Source organism: Thalassospira sp. ABL2_045 (genome assembly GCF_056161285.1).
This window is the reverse complement of sequence record NZ_JBSWYV010000003.1, coordinates 139,319-155,004: the sequence shown is the minus strand read 5'-3', so window position 1 is coordinate 155,004 and position 15,686 is coordinate 139,319. Positions and strand designations below refer to the sequence as shown.

The 15,686-nt window shown below is 55.0% G+C and carries 13 protein-coding genes; 5 read left to right on the top strand and 8 right to left on the bottom strand.

Going from position 1 to position 15,686, the window contains the following annotated elements:
* The first annotated feature begins 135 nt into the window (after positions 1–135).
* Positions 136–486, top strand: a complete 351-nt coding sequence (locus ACXAIA_RS06705) for an ArsC/Spx/MgsR family protein (RefSeq protein WP_475348656.1) — start codon at positions 136–138, stop codon at positions 484–486.
* A 14-nt stretch (positions 487–500) separates the two neighbouring features.
* Entirely contained in the window at positions 501–1,166 is a 666-nt protein-coding gene (locus ACXAIA_RS06700) for an HAD family hydrolase (protein WP_475348655.1), read from the top strand.
* An 80-nt stretch (positions 1,167–1,246) separates the two neighbouring features.
* Here ACXAIA_RS06700 and ggt read toward each other — a convergent pair whose 3' ends face one another.
* The gene (gene ggt, locus ACXAIA_RS06695) at positions 1,247–3,034 is read right to left on the bottom strand and encodes a gamma-glutamyltransferase (RefSeq protein ID WP_475348654.1); all 1,788 of its coding nucleotides are present in this window, start codon (positions 3,032–3,034) and stop codon (positions 1,247–1,249) included.
* A 100-nt stretch (positions 3,035–3,134) separates the two neighbouring features.
* Positions 3,135–3,971, bottom strand: coding sequence for an alpha/beta hydrolase (locus ACXAIA_RS06690; protein ID WP_475348653.1), 837 nt, complete (start codon positions 3,969–3,971; stop codon positions 3,135–3,137).
* 245 nt (positions 3,972–4,216) lie between these two features.
* Here ACXAIA_RS06690 and ACXAIA_RS06685 point away from each other — a divergent pair, with 245 nt between their 5' ends.
* A complete protein-coding gene (locus ACXAIA_RS06685) occupies positions 4,217–4,897 on the top strand; it encodes a Crp/Fnr family transcriptional regulator (RefSeq protein ID WP_475348652.1) in 681 nt (226 codons plus the stop codon).
* Between the two features lie 239 nt (positions 4,898–5,136).
* Positions 5,137–5,511, top strand: coding sequence for a DUF423 domain-containing protein (locus tag ACXAIA_RS06680; RefSeq protein ID WP_475348651.1), 375 nt, complete (start codon positions 5,137–5,139; stop codon positions 5,509–5,511).
* Positions 5,512–5,616: 105 nt separating this feature from the next.
* Here ACXAIA_RS06680 and rpmG read toward each other — a convergent pair whose 3' ends face one another.
* The 3 genes from rpmG to ACXAIA_RS06665 all read right to left on the bottom strand — a co-directional run bounded on the left by rpmG (position 5,617) and on the right by ACXAIA_RS06665 (position 7,986).
* Positions 5,617–5,784, bottom strand: coding sequence for a 50S ribosomal protein L33 (rpmG, locus tag ACXAIA_RS06675; RefSeq protein ID WP_008890790.1), 168 nt, complete (start codon positions 5,782–5,784; stop codon positions 5,617–5,619).
* 94 nt (positions 5,785–5,878) lie between these two features.
* Complete coding sequence (locus ACXAIA_RS06670) at positions 5,879–7,510, bottom strand: S41 family peptidase (RefSeq protein WP_475348650.1); 1,632 nt, start codon at positions 7,508–7,510, stop codon at positions 5,879–5,881.
* Between the two features lie 71 nt (positions 7,511–7,581).
* Entirely contained in the window at positions 7,582–7,986 is a 405-nt protein-coding gene (locus ACXAIA_RS06665; protein WP_475348649.1) for a DUF983 domain-containing protein, read from the bottom strand.
* A gap of 188 nt (positions 7,987–8,174) precedes the next feature.
* On the opposite strand from ACXAIA_RS06665, the gene ACXAIA_RS06660 reads away from it, so the two are divergent.
* A complete protein-coding gene (locus ACXAIA_RS06660; RefSeq protein WP_475348648.1) occupies positions 8,175–8,957 on the top strand; it encodes an Hpt domain-containing protein in 783 nt (260 codons plus the stop codon).
* Between the two features lie 86 nt (positions 8,958–9,043).
* Here the strand turns inward: ACXAIA_RS06660 and rnr are convergent, their stop codons facing one another.
* From rnr to dprA, 3 genes are all read right to left on the bottom strand, one after another.
* Entirely contained in the window at positions 9,044–11,482 is a 2,439-nt protein-coding gene (gene rnr / locus ACXAIA_RS06655; protein WP_475348647.1) for a ribonuclease R, read from the bottom strand.
* Positions 11,483–11,530: 48 nt separating this feature from the next.
* Entirely contained in the window at positions 11,531–14,176 is a 2,646-nt protein-coding gene (topA, locus tag ACXAIA_RS06650; RefSeq protein WP_475348646.1) for a type I DNA topoisomerase, read from the bottom strand.
* 169 nt (positions 14,177–14,345) lie between these two features.
* On the bottom strand, positions 14,346–15,623 hold the full coding sequence (gene dprA / locus ACXAIA_RS06645) for a DNA-processing protein DprA (protein WP_475348815.1): 1,278 nt from the start codon (positions 15,621–15,623) through the stop codon (positions 14,346–14,348).
* Positions 15,624–15,686 lie beyond the last annotated feature (63 nt).

Here is a 15,686-nt window from a genome sequence, read left to right as displayed (position 1 = left end):
CGTTTTCATCAAAGCGGGGTGAAGAGGGTTGCTGTATTCCAAGCGCGGTCTTTATATAGGTTCCGGGATTTAGGGTCAAAACCGATTGCGCGATGCATTGCTGCATCCCGAAGATTTTAAAGCACAGGATTTGATATGGTTACGATTTACGGCATCAAGAACTGCGACACTGTCCGCAAAACCCTGAAATGGTTCGACGCCAAGGGCATCGAAAATAAGCTCCATGATTTCCGGGTCGACGGGATTGATGCCAAAACCATCGAAGGTTGGCTTGATGAGGTCGGCGGCAAGGTTCTGATCAACAAGCGCGGGCCGAGCTATCGCAACCTGAGCGACGATGACAAGGCGACACTGGAAAAGGGCGGCGCCGCTGCGGCCTCAGTGCTTGCCGCCAACCCAACCGTGATCAAACGCCCGGTGGTCGATTTCGGATCGACCCGCACGGTCGCATATGATGAAGGACGCTGGACCGAATTGGCCGGCTGATAAGGGATTTATCCATGGAAAAGCCTGTCGTTCGGGGCGTGATTTTTGATTGTGACGGCGTTTTGGTTGATACCGAAACGCTGGCCTGTCGTGTGCTGACAGAGCAGCTTTGTGATTATGGCTGCGACATGAACATGGACAAGACTCATGATCTTTTCATTGGCGGCACACTGGCAATGGTACCGCCCAAAATGGAAAAGATGTTCGGGATCACCTTGCCCGACGACTGGCTATCTGAGTGTTATGAGCGCACATTTGTCGCGTTTCGCAATGACCTTGCACCTTTCCCGCACCTTGAGCCGGTGCTGGATCTGCTTGAGGCGAATGACATTCCCATGGCGATCGGCAGCAACGGACCGCATGCCAAAATGGAAGTATCACTTGGCAAGGTCGGGCTGAAGGACCGTTTTGAAGGTCGGATATGCTCCGCCCATGATGTGGCCAACGCCAAACCCCATCCGGATGTGTTCCTGTTGGCTGCGGAAAGGCTGGGTTTGGATATCAGCGACTGTATCGTTGTTGATGACAGCCAGAATGGCGTGCGGGCAGGTGTTGCAGCGGGGGCGACGACCGTTGGTCTTGTTGATATTACGCCGGCTGAATATTTGCGCGATGCTGGCGCTCATCATATTGCATCCGATCACAAGGATCTTTATCGCCTGTTGGCAGACTGGGTATAGGCCGACTGATAGCGGTTCAGTAAACGAACGGGCAGCACCGAGATGGAGCTGCCCGTTTTTCTTTTGGCGATCTCTGATCCTTACTGACCAACAACGATGCCTTCGCGGCGTGAATCTGCTCCGCCAATCAGGCCGTCCTCCGTGACCATGATGGCGTGAATGCCGGAGTTAAGGTCACGAATGCTGGTTTTGAAACCCATGTCTTCAAGGGCTGGCGCAAGGTTTTCGGCCTCTGTTCCGGCCTCAAGGTCAAAGGTGCCGAACCGGTTGACCAGATGGGGCATGTCAATGGCGTTTTGCGGGGACATGTTCCAATCAATCATACCGATCAGTGATTGCGCCACATACCCGATGATGCGTGATCCACCCGGTGATCCGGTGATGATCACGGGTTTGCCGTTTTTTATGACGATGGTCGGCGCCATGGATGAACGTGGTCGTTTGCCGGGTGCCAGGGCATTGGCGATCGGTACGCCGTCTGAATGGGTGCGAAATGAGAAATCGGTCAGCTCGTTGTTGAGCATAAAACCATTGACCATAAGACGGGAGCCAAACCCGTTTTCAATGGTGGTGGTCATCGAAACCGCATTGCCATAGATATCAACAATCGAGAAATGGCTGGTGCTGGGGAGTTCAATGGCTTCGTCATCTGCCTGTCGCATGGTGTGACTAAAGCTTGGCGTGCCCGGTTCGACCGTTTCGAGGGCTGTTTCACGATCAATCAGCCTTGATCGCTCCGCCAGATAGGACTTGTCGAGCAACCCGTTGAGTGGCATCGGAACGAAGTCGATATCGGCCATGTAACGCCCGCGATCGGCAAAAGCCAGCCGGGATGCATCGCCAATCAACCGCCAGCTTTTCGCGGAATCCGGTCCCATGGTCGCAATGTCGTAGGGGGCCAATAGACCAAGTATTTGCCCCACGGTCAGCGCCCCGGACGAGGGGGGACCCATGCCGCATACATCAAGACCACGATATTCGACGCAGACAGGTTGGCGTTCCTTGACCTGGTAGTTGGCGAAATCGGCAAGTGACAGTACGCCGGGGTTCCAGTCGGCTCCCTTGACCTTCTCGACAATATCCTGGGCAATTTGTCCCTGATAGAAATTCACCGTCCCGTTGGTCGCAATATCTTGCAGCGTCTTGGCGTATTTCGGGTTTTGAAGCAGTGTGCCCGCCGTCAGGGGTGCGCCATCGGTATCAAAGAAATATCCCCTCGCTTCAGGATCGCGGGACAGCTTTTCCTGATCATTGGCGATGAGTGTGGCAAGACGTGGCGAGACCTCAAAGCCGTTGGTGGCGGTATTGATTGCCGGATCAAACAAGGTCTTCCAGGGCATTTGACCCCATTTTTCGTGTGCGGCTTTCATCAGGGCAGGGGTGCCCGGCGTACCCACCGATCTGCCGCCAACAACAGCGTCATAGAATTTAAGCGGTTCACCATTTTCGTCCTGGAACAGTGTTGGTGTCGCGTTCAGTGGCGCGGTTTCACGCCCATCAAGGGTAGTCAGCGTTCCGCTTCTCGCATCGAAGTAAACCAGAAAGGCACCACCGCCAAGTCCGGAAGATTGCGGCTCCACAAGGCCGAGCATGGTCTGAATGGCGACCATGGCATCGATGGCGTTGCCACCGGACCGCAAGATACTGGCGCCTGCTTCGACCGCAAGCGGGTTGGCTGCACTGATCATCCAGTCATTGGCCGTAATTGAGACGCGGGTCTGATTGGATACGTCGCTTGTGCTTGCCTCGGGCGCAATGGCGTCCGTTGTTTGCTGGGCAACAGCGCCCTCAATCAGGCAGGCCGATAAAAGACCCGCCGCGACCACAGACTTGATCAATGTGACAGAGACGGAAGCGTTGTGGGGCATGTTCCTGACCTCTTGGTTTACCTGAGGGGGTATAAAAATAACACCCGCATCGTGGCAGATGCGGGTGCAAATGTGCAGTAAAAATCAGGTGTTGTTTGCCTCAGGCAGCTGTCTTGTTGCCCTTGCTGCGCTGCTGACTGACGAGCTTGACCTGCAGCCATTCCAGCATGGTTTCAGCGACTTTTTCCCAGTTTTTATCGAGCATCATGGCGTGGTGGATATCCTCGATCAGGGCATAGTCCGCGCCATAACGCTTGGCTGTGTGATGGATCAGCTCACTTTGTATGATTTCGTCATATCGCGCACCCATCACCAGCATGGAAGGCACGTCTTCCTTCGACAGGAAAATCGGGTTGGCCCCCATCATGTCGGCGATTGCGCGCTGGCTTTCGGTTTCAAGGCGCCCGAAATAGATCATGCCTTCGTCTTCTGCGATGTCAGGTGACAGCATTGCGCGTCCAAGCCGTTCACGCAGCATGGTGTGCGGCCCAATGGCCTGCAGCCAGAACATCTGGAAATAAAGGTCAGGCTGGGCCATTGCCATCATGGCGTTACTGGCAATCAGGCCTTCTGGTGGGACAGACGCCATAAGGACAGCGGCCTCGGCACTATGGCGTTCAAGATACTTCTGAACGATATAGCCGCCCATCGAATGGCCAATCAGCACGGGCTTCTTGCCAAGGGTCTCGACGACCTCTTCAAGGTCTTCGACGTAATCATCAATGGAAGCAAGGCTGCGCAACTCGCGCCCACCACTTCCGCCATGGCCGCGTAACGAGAAGGCGACGGTTTCAAATCCGCGATCGGCAAACCAGGTCAGGAAATGTTCGTTCCAGCACCACGCCCCGGTATAAGCCCCATGGACGAACACCAATGGATGTTTGCTTTTGGGTTTGCCGGTTGGGCTGCGGCGGAAAATCTCCAATTCGGGACTCATGGCCTGTCTCCTCGCGCTACGGGATGAATGCAAATAGACGCCTTGACTGATCAGATATCCATTATGTTCGCACATGCAGCATATTTCTGTCTAATCACAAGTGGGGATACAACTTTGGTTTGGCAATGATTGTCAGTCTGAAGTTGATTGCTTATGATTGCGCTCGGGACAGCAAAAGACGTGAGGGGGCGCCATAAATCTGGCGTCCAGATAAGAACAACACCGTAGTGAAAAGCTTGGGGGATATGGTTAAATTATCTGTGGTCGGCATTTTCGCGGATCTCGATGAGAGCGCGATATCAGATGTCGAACGTCACGTTAACCGAAAGACATTTTCGGCCGGGGCGCAAATTATCGAGCCGGAGTCAGACAGTTCTGATGTGTATCTGATCCTTTCGGGGCGCGTTCGGATCGTCAATTATTCGCTTTCCGGGCGTGAGATCACGCTTGAAGAAATTGGCGCTGGCGGCTGTGTCGGGCAGCTTTCTGCCATTGATGGGGAGCCGCGTTCGGCCTGTGTGATCGCCGTGGACGATACCAATGTCGGTATTCTGAGCCCGGCCAATTTCGAAAAAGTTGTCAAAAGCCATCCATCCGTCGCCTGGAACGTGATCGGGGAGTTGGCGAGGATCGTGCGCAACTCGACACGACGGATTGTCGATGTCAGTACGCTCGGCGCCAACGAACGCGTGGTGGCAGAGATTTTGCGCCGTGCCGGCAATGTTTGTGACGACAAGGGCAGTGCTCTTCTCTCGCCGGTGCCGGTACATTCCGAAGTCGCCGGTCGGGTCAGTACATCGCGCGAGACAGTGGCACGCGTCATGGGAACGTTGGCCCGTCGTAATCTGGTGGAGAAAGTTGATAGCGGGTTGTTTGTGCCTGATGTGCGCAGACTGGAAGAATTCCTCAGCGAGTCTATCCACTAGCTTATATTTGTATGATTTTTTTGCCTTTATGTGATGACTGTCACAGAGAATAGGGCACTTGGCAGGTATCTATATCGGTGTGGCGGACATTTCGATGTTCCGGCACATCTCCCCCAAGAGAGTTACTGGCCGTACATTTATTTGTACGGCCATTTTTTTTGCGTTTTCGCATGGCGCGGCTTCACGGGCCTGTCTAAGGTAAGCGAAATAATTGCTTAGTTTAAGACAGGGAGCCTGTAATGCGTGTATCTGTGGTTATGGCCGGACTGAATGGGGCAATGGCCGTCGCGTTGGGTGCGTTTGCCGCCCACGGTATGGCGGGCAGTGATATGGACTATGCGCGCGGCCTTGTCGAAAAGGGCGCGCATTATCAGTTGATCCATGCTGTTGCCTTGGCTGCCATTGCAGGCCTTGTGCATCATGTGCCTGATGAGAAGTTCCTGCGCATCGCGGCCTATGCGATGCTTGTCGGCATCTTGTTCTTCTGCGGATCTTTGTATGCCATCGCCTTTACTGGCATGACGGGGCTTGGCGCGGTTGCACCGATTGGCGGGTTTTCGTTTATCGGGGGCTGGCTGTTGCTGGCAGCTGCCGGGTATAGGCGTTTTGGCTGATATCCTTGGTGCCTCGGTTTTGCCTAGAGCTGAGTAGAAACAAAAAAGACGTGTCCCGAAGGACACGTCTTTTTTGATCTTTGCAATCTGTTCCGAAAAACAGAATTACTTCATTTTCGCTTCTTTGAACACGACGTGCTTACGCACGACCGGGTCGTACTTGCGAAACTGGAATTTCTCGGTGGTATTCCGCGGGTTCTTCTTAACAACATAGAAGTAACCGGTGTCTGCGGTGCTTACCAACTTTACGAGGATCGAAGCGGGCTTCGCCATGTCTCTGCATCCTGTGTTCAGGTGTATCTCAGGCGGCGGAACATAAAGGTTATCGCCTGAGTGTCAAGCCATTTTGGCAAAAAAGAATGCAATTTTATTGGCTGGCAAATGTATCGGCGATTTCCTCTTGTCCGGCATAGGCCAGATTCTTGTATTCACGATGATTTTTCAGCAGTTCCAGGGCGACGTCGATGTCAAATGTGGCACCATTTGAATTGGCCGGACAGACATCACGCAGTTCGCGGCGGGATTTTTCATCCTGATAATCAAGATTGCGCCATTTCATCATGACAGAAGCGATTTTGTCACGCTGTGACAGGGCATCAGTCACCTGATGTGTTGCGGTGCTGCCACCATCAGCTTGCGTGCAGATGGCCGGAAAAAGACCGATTCTGTCAAAGGTGTAGCCCGATGGCGCTGTCATGCGTGACCAGGTGAAGGTTAGCGTACCATGGTTTGGCAGGTCATTGATCGCCTGAACAGATCCCTTGCCAAAGCTTGTAGAGCCGATCAGGACGGCACGGTGACGGTCCTGCAGAGCTGCGGCCACCAGTTCGGCAGAGGACGCTGTACGCCCGTCAATCAGGACGACAAGCGGCACCCCGTCCGTCAGGTCGTTGGTTTCGGCATTGAAAGTATGGCGCGCGGCGGTCACACGCGAAAACGTCTTGCCAATCGGGCCGTCCGCCAGAAACAGGTCGGCAACAGCCACACCTTGCTGCAACAGGCCACCACGGTTGCCGCGCAAATCAAGAACAACGCCTTGAAGGCCGCCGTCATAAAGTTTGGCCTTCATGATGTTGTCGGCAAGGGTAGAGGCGGTCGCGGAATTAAAGCTGCTGAGTCGCGCAATCAGGACATTGGCGCGAATTTCGGCAAAAACGGTGCGGTCAATCACGCGTTCGCGCAGGATTTCCATCGGGGTAATGGCGGCGCTATTGGCGGCATTCACCTCGATCAGAACAGAACTTCCTTCTTCGCCATGCAAAAGGTCGGCGGTGTAACGGCTGGCCTTGCCATACATATCCCGCCCGTCGACGGTCAGGATCTGATCCCCGGGATTAAGTCCCGCACGGGACGCTGGACTTTCAGGATGGACAAGTTTGACGATGGGATAGCCCGTGCCGCCAACAACCCGGACCCCGATCCCGATATAGCCATCACGACGATTGCGCGCGTTTTCGGCGCGCTCCGGGCCTTCATACCGGCTATAGCGATCAAGATTGCGGATCGCACCACTGATCAGCGCAGACTCGACGTCTTTGGTCGGTGTATTGCGCAGTTTGGCAGAATGCGCGCGGTAGCTGGCCAGACCATGAAGTGTGATTTCGGACCAAACTTGCAGGTTATCGTGATCATTGGCATCGCCCGACATCGCGGGCAGGGCAATACGGTCCACCGTACGGGCATCATATTGCAGCACCAGGTCAGACGGCGTGATGTCGACACGAATGGCGTCGTCAATCGTGGATAGCCCATCAAGTGAGTTGACCAAAATCTGTTCGCGGCTGATCGGGTCGATATAGCGCGTGGCAACCAGCTCAATGGTTTGGGAAATCAATTCACGGGTTTGCGGATCGTCCGGGGAACTTACACCAACACGGTCCGAGCTTGCGCAGGCGGTTAGAAAAAGCGAAACCCCGACTGCCGCGCAGATGCGTTTCAACGCCTGCGACCTGATGTCGGTGATGTCATGTGTGTTCTGCGAAATACCCAGTGCGGCCAACTAAACAATCCGTTTAATTCAGGTTAGATAACCTACGCATTCTAATGGAAAAATTGGCGTTTGGGCAATGGCTATCCTTTGATGCGCATGGCCCATTGTGTGCCAAGCACAGCACCTTTGATAAAGGGCAGGAAACCAAGACATAATGCAACCGTCGCCGGAAGCCAGATTGAAAGCTGCAAGGCAAGCGACGGGCTGAAATTCTGTTCGACGGCCAGTGCGCCGGGGACCACGATATGCCCGACCAGAAAGATCGTGAAATAGGGCGGGGCATCGTCACAGCGATATTCCCCGATCGGGTGGCTGCAGACATCGCATTCCGGGCGCAGCTTCAAATATCCACCGAAGGCAAAGCCATGGCCGCAATTTGGACATTTGCGGCGAAACCCGCGGCGAAGCCCGGTCATAAGACGGCTGCCACTTTGATTTTGGGTCGTATCGTTTGTGTCGGGGGAAAGATCGTGTGGGGCACTCATGGTCAAAATTTACTCCTGTCACATCTCAGCGCGCACTTGATCCGGGTGACGAAAACGGGCATTGAGACGGTGAGCCATCATCATGATGTTCGGTCGCGCAAGCAAGTAAAATCGCCCCGTGTTATTCGCCTTATGGGCGCATTTGAAGTCACGTTTGCTTGATCGGGCAGTTGCCAAAGGAGTGCCCAATGGGAAATGCGGACGCAGTCGTTGCCGGTCTGAAACAGGATTTCATTGAGGACACACTTGAACGCATTGATCGCATTGAAACAACGATTGATCGCGTTGCCGGGGGGATGGACGCGGCCGAACCCGGTATCGCAGAACTTCGCCGCGAAGCCCACACCGTAAAAGGTCTTGCGGGCTCCTTCGGGTTCCCGCTGGTCGGGGCAATTGCCCACCGGCTTGAGGATTATATCGCCGATCTGACCGAGATTGACGACCTTGAAGCAGCCTCACTGGTTGATTTCACCAGCTGGATTCGGGAAATCATCGAAAGTGGCACCAATCCGCAGGCCGAGGAAGAAACCCGCATCCTGCGCTCCTTGCCGGCCCGGAGTGCCAAGGCTGATGAAAAAGACGAGGCATCCGACGTTGCCGTCGCCCAGGACAAGGAAGTCCTTCTGGTGACAGCAACGGCCGTGCAGGGCCATTTCCTGCAGCGTGAGCTGCGTGAGAAAGGTTTTCGGACCATCACCGCCAGATCAGCTGTCGAGGCGTTTCAGACCGTCGTACAGTCGCGTCCAGATGCGGTGATTACGGCCGCAGTCCTTGACGGGTTAAGCGGCATTGAGTTGATCCGGGCTTTGGCGGCCATGAAGACACTGGAAGACAAGAAACTGGGCCTGCTGACAAGTTTCGAGGCGTCGCATCCTGATCTGGAAGGCTTGCCAGATAATGTCGCCATTATCAGCAACCGGGGCAAACAGACGTCAGAGCAACTTTCAAAGTTTGTTGAAACCATGCTTTGAGGACTGCTCAGTTCACTCGGACGTAAAAGCAAAAGGCGGCCCGAACGGACCGCCTTTTTTTGATGTTTGATTGCGAACCGGACGAACTATTCCGGTTTGGAACCGGGCTTGGCTGCATTGCGCGACGCCCGGTTTGATGCCACCAGCTTGCGCTGCTTTTTCGGCGTGGTCTTTTTCTTGCCACCAGCCTTCGCACCTTTGCCTTTTGATTTGGTTGCGGAATTGCCGCTAGCACCCTTGCCATCGCGTGGACCGGATCGAAAACCCGGTTTGTTGCCATGACGGTGGCTGCGATCGCCCGGGCTACCACGCCGTTTTCCTGATCCGCGACGCCCGCGTGGACGTTCGATCAGGTCGCGTTCGGTAATCTCGGCATGTTCAGCCAGGCGAAGGGCCAAAGAGCCGGTCGCTGCATCGGCATCAGCGATGCGCACCACAACGGAATCACCCAACTGGAACTTCTTGCCGCGGTTCTGCCCGACCAATGCATGACTTGCGGCATCATGCACATAGTAATCATCGGGCAGGGTGGAAATCGGCACCAGACCATCCGCACCGGTTTCGTTCAGCGATATGAAAAGGCCGAAATGCGTCACGCCAGAAATCTTGCCGGGGAATTCCGCACCCACCTTATCGGACATATAGGCCGCGACATACCGGTCAACCGCGTCGCGTTCGGCCATGGCCGCGCGGCGTTCGGTGCCAGAGATATCTTCACCAATCTGTTCGAACCGTTCGCCTTCTTCGGGCGTGAGGCCACCATCGCCAAGTTTGAGCCCCGCGATCAGGGCGCGATGGACCAAAAGGTCGGCATAGCGCCGGATCGGGGAGGTGAAGTGGGCATATTTCTTAAGCGCAAGCCCAAAGTGCCCGATATTGTCGGGGCTATACATCGCCTGAGACTGACTGCGCAACACGACCGTGTTGATCAGTTCGGCCTCTGGCGTGTCCTTGGCCAGTTCAAGGATTCGGTTGAAGTCACGCGGACGCAGAACCGATGCCTTGTTGAGCTTGTAACCCGCGCCTTCAAGGAATTCATGTAGGGCTTCAAGCTTTTCCTCGCTCGGTGCATCGTGGATACGATACATGCAGGGCTGCTTGATGCGTTCCAGTTCCTCGGCTGCACAAACGTTGGCGGCGATCATGAATTCTTCGATCAGCTTGTGACTGTCAAAGCGCGCGCGGGGCGCAATGGCGATGATTTGCCCCTGATCATTGAGCTCGATCTTGCGTTCTGGCACGTCAAGCTCAAGAACTCCGCGCTTCTTTCGCGCTTCGAGGAAGGCGTTAAACGCGCCGTAAAGCGGCTTGATAATGGTATCGACCAGTGGCCCGGTGGTGTCATCGGGTTGGCCGTCCATGGCGCGCTGGACCTGATCATAGGTCAGGCGTGCGGCAGAGCGCATCATCCCGCGGCAGAATTTGTGGCGCAGTTTGTGGCCATGCTTATCAAGCCACATTTCAACGGCCATACAGCCGCGATCCTCGTGCGGAACCAGCGAACACCAGCCGTTTGACAGTTCAAACGGCAACATCGGTACCACGCGATCCGGGAAATAGCAGCTGTTGCCGCGTTTGACCGCCTCACGATCGAGCGCATCGCCCGGGCGCACATACCAGGACACATCGGCAATAGCGACCATGATGTGCCAGCCGCCTTCATTCTCCCGATCCGGATCGACTTCGGCCCAGACGGCATCGTCAAAGTCGCGCGCATCCGCGCCATCAATGGTGACCAGCGGGATATCACGCAGATCGGTGCGCTTGCCGAGCGGCGTTGCCTTCGATTCACGCGCCTGAAGTTCGACTTCCGGCGGGAATTCAAACGGAATGCCGCGTGCGTGGATCGACACCAGGCTGATCGATTTCGGCTCGTTGATATTCCCAAGGACCTCGGTAATGCGGCCCTTGCGCAGACCGAAATGCTTGCCCGGCAGGATTTCGGTCAGAACCAGCGCGCCGCTTTCAAGATCAGGGTGATCATCCAGCGGGACGGCGATCTCGCCGCTTTCCTTGCGATCTGTGGGCACAACGCGACCTTCGCGCTCATTGGGGCGATAAAGTCCCAAGACGCGCTGTGGTCCGCTTCCAAGGACCCGCATGATGCTGGCTTCATAGGTATGCTTGCCGGTATAGCGCAGCTTGGCCAGAATCTTGTCACCAATGCCCGGCGCACTCGGGCCACCTCGGCGGATCGACTTTACCACGATCAGCGGCGGGTCATAGTCGTGCTTCCAGACATTTGGCTTGGCCAGAACTTCGCCGTCATCATCAATCCCGGTGATTTCAAGAACTTCAACCGGGGGCAGGCGGTCTGGTTTGTCAAAACGCCGGCGTCCCTTGACGACATCGCCGCCGATTTTCAGTTCTTTCAGGATCTTTTTAAGTTCGATCTTGGCTGCGCCCTTGATGTTAAAGGCGCGCGCAATCTCCCGCTTGCCGACTGGTGTCGGGCTCATATCGATGAATTCGATAATCTCTTCCTTGGTCGGGAAGTGTTTTTTGTCTTCAGTATCGTTCGCCAACGGTGCGGCGTCCTTTCATAGGTATTCCAGAGAAAAGGAAGGCGGCGATTAATTCGCCGCCGCCTTTTTCGTGGTTGTCTTTTTCGCTGCGGTTTTCTTGGCAGCAGGTTTCTTTTTGGCTGGCGCTTTTTTCGCCGTTGTCTTCTTGGTCGCCGTTTTCTTTGTCGTGGCTTTGGATGTTTTGCCCGACTTGGCTTCCTTGTCCTTGATGGCCTTGATCGCCATTTCAAGCGTGATGTCGTCACGCTCTACATCGCGGATATTGGCGATGGTTTTCTTGTGCTTGACGAACGGTCCCCAGCGGCCGATGGCGACAAAGATCGGTTCGCCGTCATCCGGATGCTTGCCGATTTCTTTGCCAGCCTTTTCGCGCTTGTCCGCGATCAGGGTAATGGCCCGGTTTTCACCAATGGTCAGAACATCGTCATCGGCCTTAAGGGATGCAAAGATGCTGCCGGCCTGAACATAGGGACCGAAACGGCCGATATTGGCTTTCATTTCCTCGCCGGTTTCCGGGAAAATCCCGACAGTGCGCGGCAGGGTCAGAAGTTCTTCGGCCTTGGTCAGGTCGACAACGGAGGGCTCCAGACCCTTGGGCAGGGAGGTCCGCTTTGGCTTGACCTTTTTGGGTTTGCCGTTCTTGCCTTCGACTTCCTCTTCTTCGCCAAGCTGGACATACACCCCGTACGGCCCTTTGCGCAGGGTAATTTCCTTGCCGGTTTCCTTATCGACACCCAAAACCTTCGGTCCGGCATCAAGTTCGGAATCTGCACCGTTTTCATTGGCGACCAGCGGACGGGTATAGTTACAGTCCGGATAGTTCGAACAGCCAAGGAAGGCGCCAAACTTGCCGAGCTTGAGGCTGAGTTGACCATCATCGCATTTCGGGCATTTATGCGGATCAGTCCCGTCTTCGCGCGGCGGGAAAAGATAGTTTTCCAGCATCACCTGAAGCGCATCAAGAACGTCGGTGATCTTAAGTTCCTTGGCTTCGTCGACATTGCCTTTGAACGACTTCCAGAAATCCTTGAGAACGTCTTTCCATTCCAGCTTGCCCATAGAGATTTCATCAAGCTGGTTTTCAAGGTCGGCTGTGAAGTTGTACTGCACATAGCGTTCAAAGAACTTCGACAGGAAGGCGGTCACCAGACGGCCACGGTCCTGTGCAACGAAACGACGCCGTTCCAAAAGCACATAGTTTCGATCCTGCAGGACAGAGATGATCGATGCGTAGGTCGACGGGCGACCAATGCCGAGCTCTTCCATCTTCTTGACCAGGCTCGCCTCGGTATAGCGGGGCGGGGGCTGGGTGAAGTGCTGATCAATGCTGACCTTGCCAAGGTCGGGTTTCTGACCTTCTTTCAGCGGCGGCAGACGACGGTCTTTTTCATCGTCAGACTCGTCATCCTTGCCTTCCTGATAAAGCTTCAGGAAGCCATCAAATTTAACCACAGAACCGTTGGCACGCAGGACAACATGGTTGTCATTCGATGACAGGTCGACAGCCACCTGATCAAAGCGGGCATCTTCCATCTGACAGGCCACGGTGCGTTTCCAGATCAGCGTGTAAAGGGCTAGCTGATCCTTATCGAGATGCCGCGAAACCTGTTCCGGGCGGCGGAACAGATCGGTCGGGCGGACCGCTTCGTGGGCTTCCTGTGCGTTCTTGGCTTTATTGGCAAAGTTGCGCGCATTGGCCGGAAGGTACTCGTCACCATAATCCTTGCCAATCAGGCGGCGGGCAGCCGCAAGCGCTTCTTGTGACAGAATAACCGCGTCAGTACGCATATACGTGATCAGACCGACAGTCTCGCCACCGATATCGACACCTTCATACAGGCGCTGAGCAAGCTGCATGGTGCGTTTTGCGCCAAAGCCAAGCTTACGCGATGCTTCCTGCTGCAAGGTTGAGGTGGTGAAAGGCGGCTGCGGACGGCGTTTGACGTCTTTGCGCTCGACCTTGGAAACGGCGTAGCTGCGGCTTTCGACCTTTTCCTTGGCAATTTTGGCGGCGTTTTCATCGCCAAGCGCAAGTTTATCGAGCTTCTCACCATTAAGATGGGTCAGGCGCGCTGAAAACTTGCCTTCCGGCACGGCAAAGCCAGCTTCAAGCGACCAGTATTCGTCGGGCTTAAAGGCCTCGATCTCGATCTCGCGTTCGCAGATCAGGCGTAGCGCAACGGACTGAACACGACCGGCTGACCGCGAACCGGGCAGCTTGCGCCACAGAACCGGCGACAGGTTAAAGCCAACCAGATAATCAAGGGCGCGACGCGCCAGATAAGCATCAACCAGTTCCTGATTGAGTTCTCGCGGATTGGCGATGGCGTCGGTGACGGCTTTCTTGGTGATCTCGTGGAACACGACGCGATGGACATCGCGCCCGCGGAGCAGTTTTTTCTGCTCGAGAACTTCAAGAATATGCCAGGAAATGGCTTCTCCTTCGCGATCCGGGTCAGTCGCGAGGTAGATGGTGTCAGAATCCCGCGCTGCCGATGCGATTTCGCGAATCTGCTTTTCCGAGCGGCCATCTGTTTCCCAGACCATCGAAAAGTCGTTGTCGGTATCGACCGAGCCATCCTTGGACGGCAGATCGCGGATATGACCAAACGAGGCCAGCACCTTATAATCGTCACCGAGGTATTTGTTGATCGTCTTGGCTTTGGCCGGGGATTCGACGATGACAAGATTCATTACGTTTTTCGTGTCCGGTTCTTGCGCCCGAAGGCGGTCATTATGCTGTGTCGTCAGTAACCTGAGGTCTGCACACATATATTATAGTGTGTGGCTGTTTTTCAGATCAAATTGCGCAAATTGCGGCAAATCACAACAATATTTGTCACATCCGACTTCGACGCGACTCTCATTTGGCGATACGCGATACCCTATTTCCGGGGTGACGTTCAACCCTTCCTGCAAGTTCGAGTTCAATCAAAATTGTCGAAACCTGTTCGGCAGGCAAGTCCGACGTACGGATGAGTTCATCCACAAGAAGGGGAGATGACGAGAGCAAATCAAATAGTTTCTCGGCATCTTCGACAGGGGTGATGTCGGCGACAGAATCGCTTTCAAATGTAGTTATTTCAATTGGTTGCGTGGTTTTGTTCATATCACGCGTCATGGCGTCCTGTTCAACAGAAGCATAGATCTCAGCATATGTGCCCGAGGACGGGTTTGCGCTGTTTGTTCGGGCGTCTGTGTTGAAGGTGTGAAATTCTTCAAACAGATTGCTGTTCTTCTCTGCCTGGCGGACTGCATCCAAAATTACGTCGGCAGAGTCGCACAGGATCGCCCCATCGCGGATCAGACTGTTTGGGCCAGCCGCGCGCGGATCTGTTGGCGAGCCCGGAACGGCAAAGACATCGCGTCCCTGTTCGGCGGCAAATCGTGCCGTAATCAAGGAACCGGAATTACGGCCGGCCTCTACGACAACAACCCCAGAAGACAGACCGGATATGATGCGGTTGCGACGGGGGAAGTGGCGTGCCTGTGGTTTCAGGCCGGGCGGCATTTCCGATATCACACAGCCTTGATCACAGAGCTTGTCATAAAGGTCCTGATGTTCACGCGGGTACACAACATCCACGCCACCCCCCAGAACGGCAACGGTGCCACCAACAAGATCGCCTGGGCCTTGCAGAGCTGCGGCATGTACCGCGCCATCAATGCCACGTGCCATGCCTGATACGACCACATAGCCAGCAGTTACCAGTTCATGGCTGATTTTTCGGGCGAAACCGCACCCGGTTGCCGAGGCATTGCGCGCACCAACAATACCGATGGCTGTTTTTGTCAGGAGCTCGATCCGACCGATGGCATAGAAATAGGGGGGCGCATCATCGATGCTGGTCAGTAGGGTGGGGTATTCCGGATCGCCAAATATAATTGGTTTTGCCCCGCATGCCTTGGCGGTTTCAATCTCTGAAACCGTCTCATCGCGGGTAGCCAGTTTGATTTGTCGCGGTGTTTTGGCATGCGCGATGATATCGGGCAGGGCGTCAATCGCGTTGCGGCCAGAACCAAACCGTTCAAGCATTTTGCGAAATGTAACCGGACCAACATTGATACTGCGCGCCAGTCGCATGCGTGCGAGGCGTTCTGATTGAGATAATCGCGTGGGTTGTTGGTCGGGAAAATGCATAACGCCCGGATTGTGATCATCCGGGCGTTCGTTCGTCAAGCTATTCGAAGGGGCGGTTTGCGT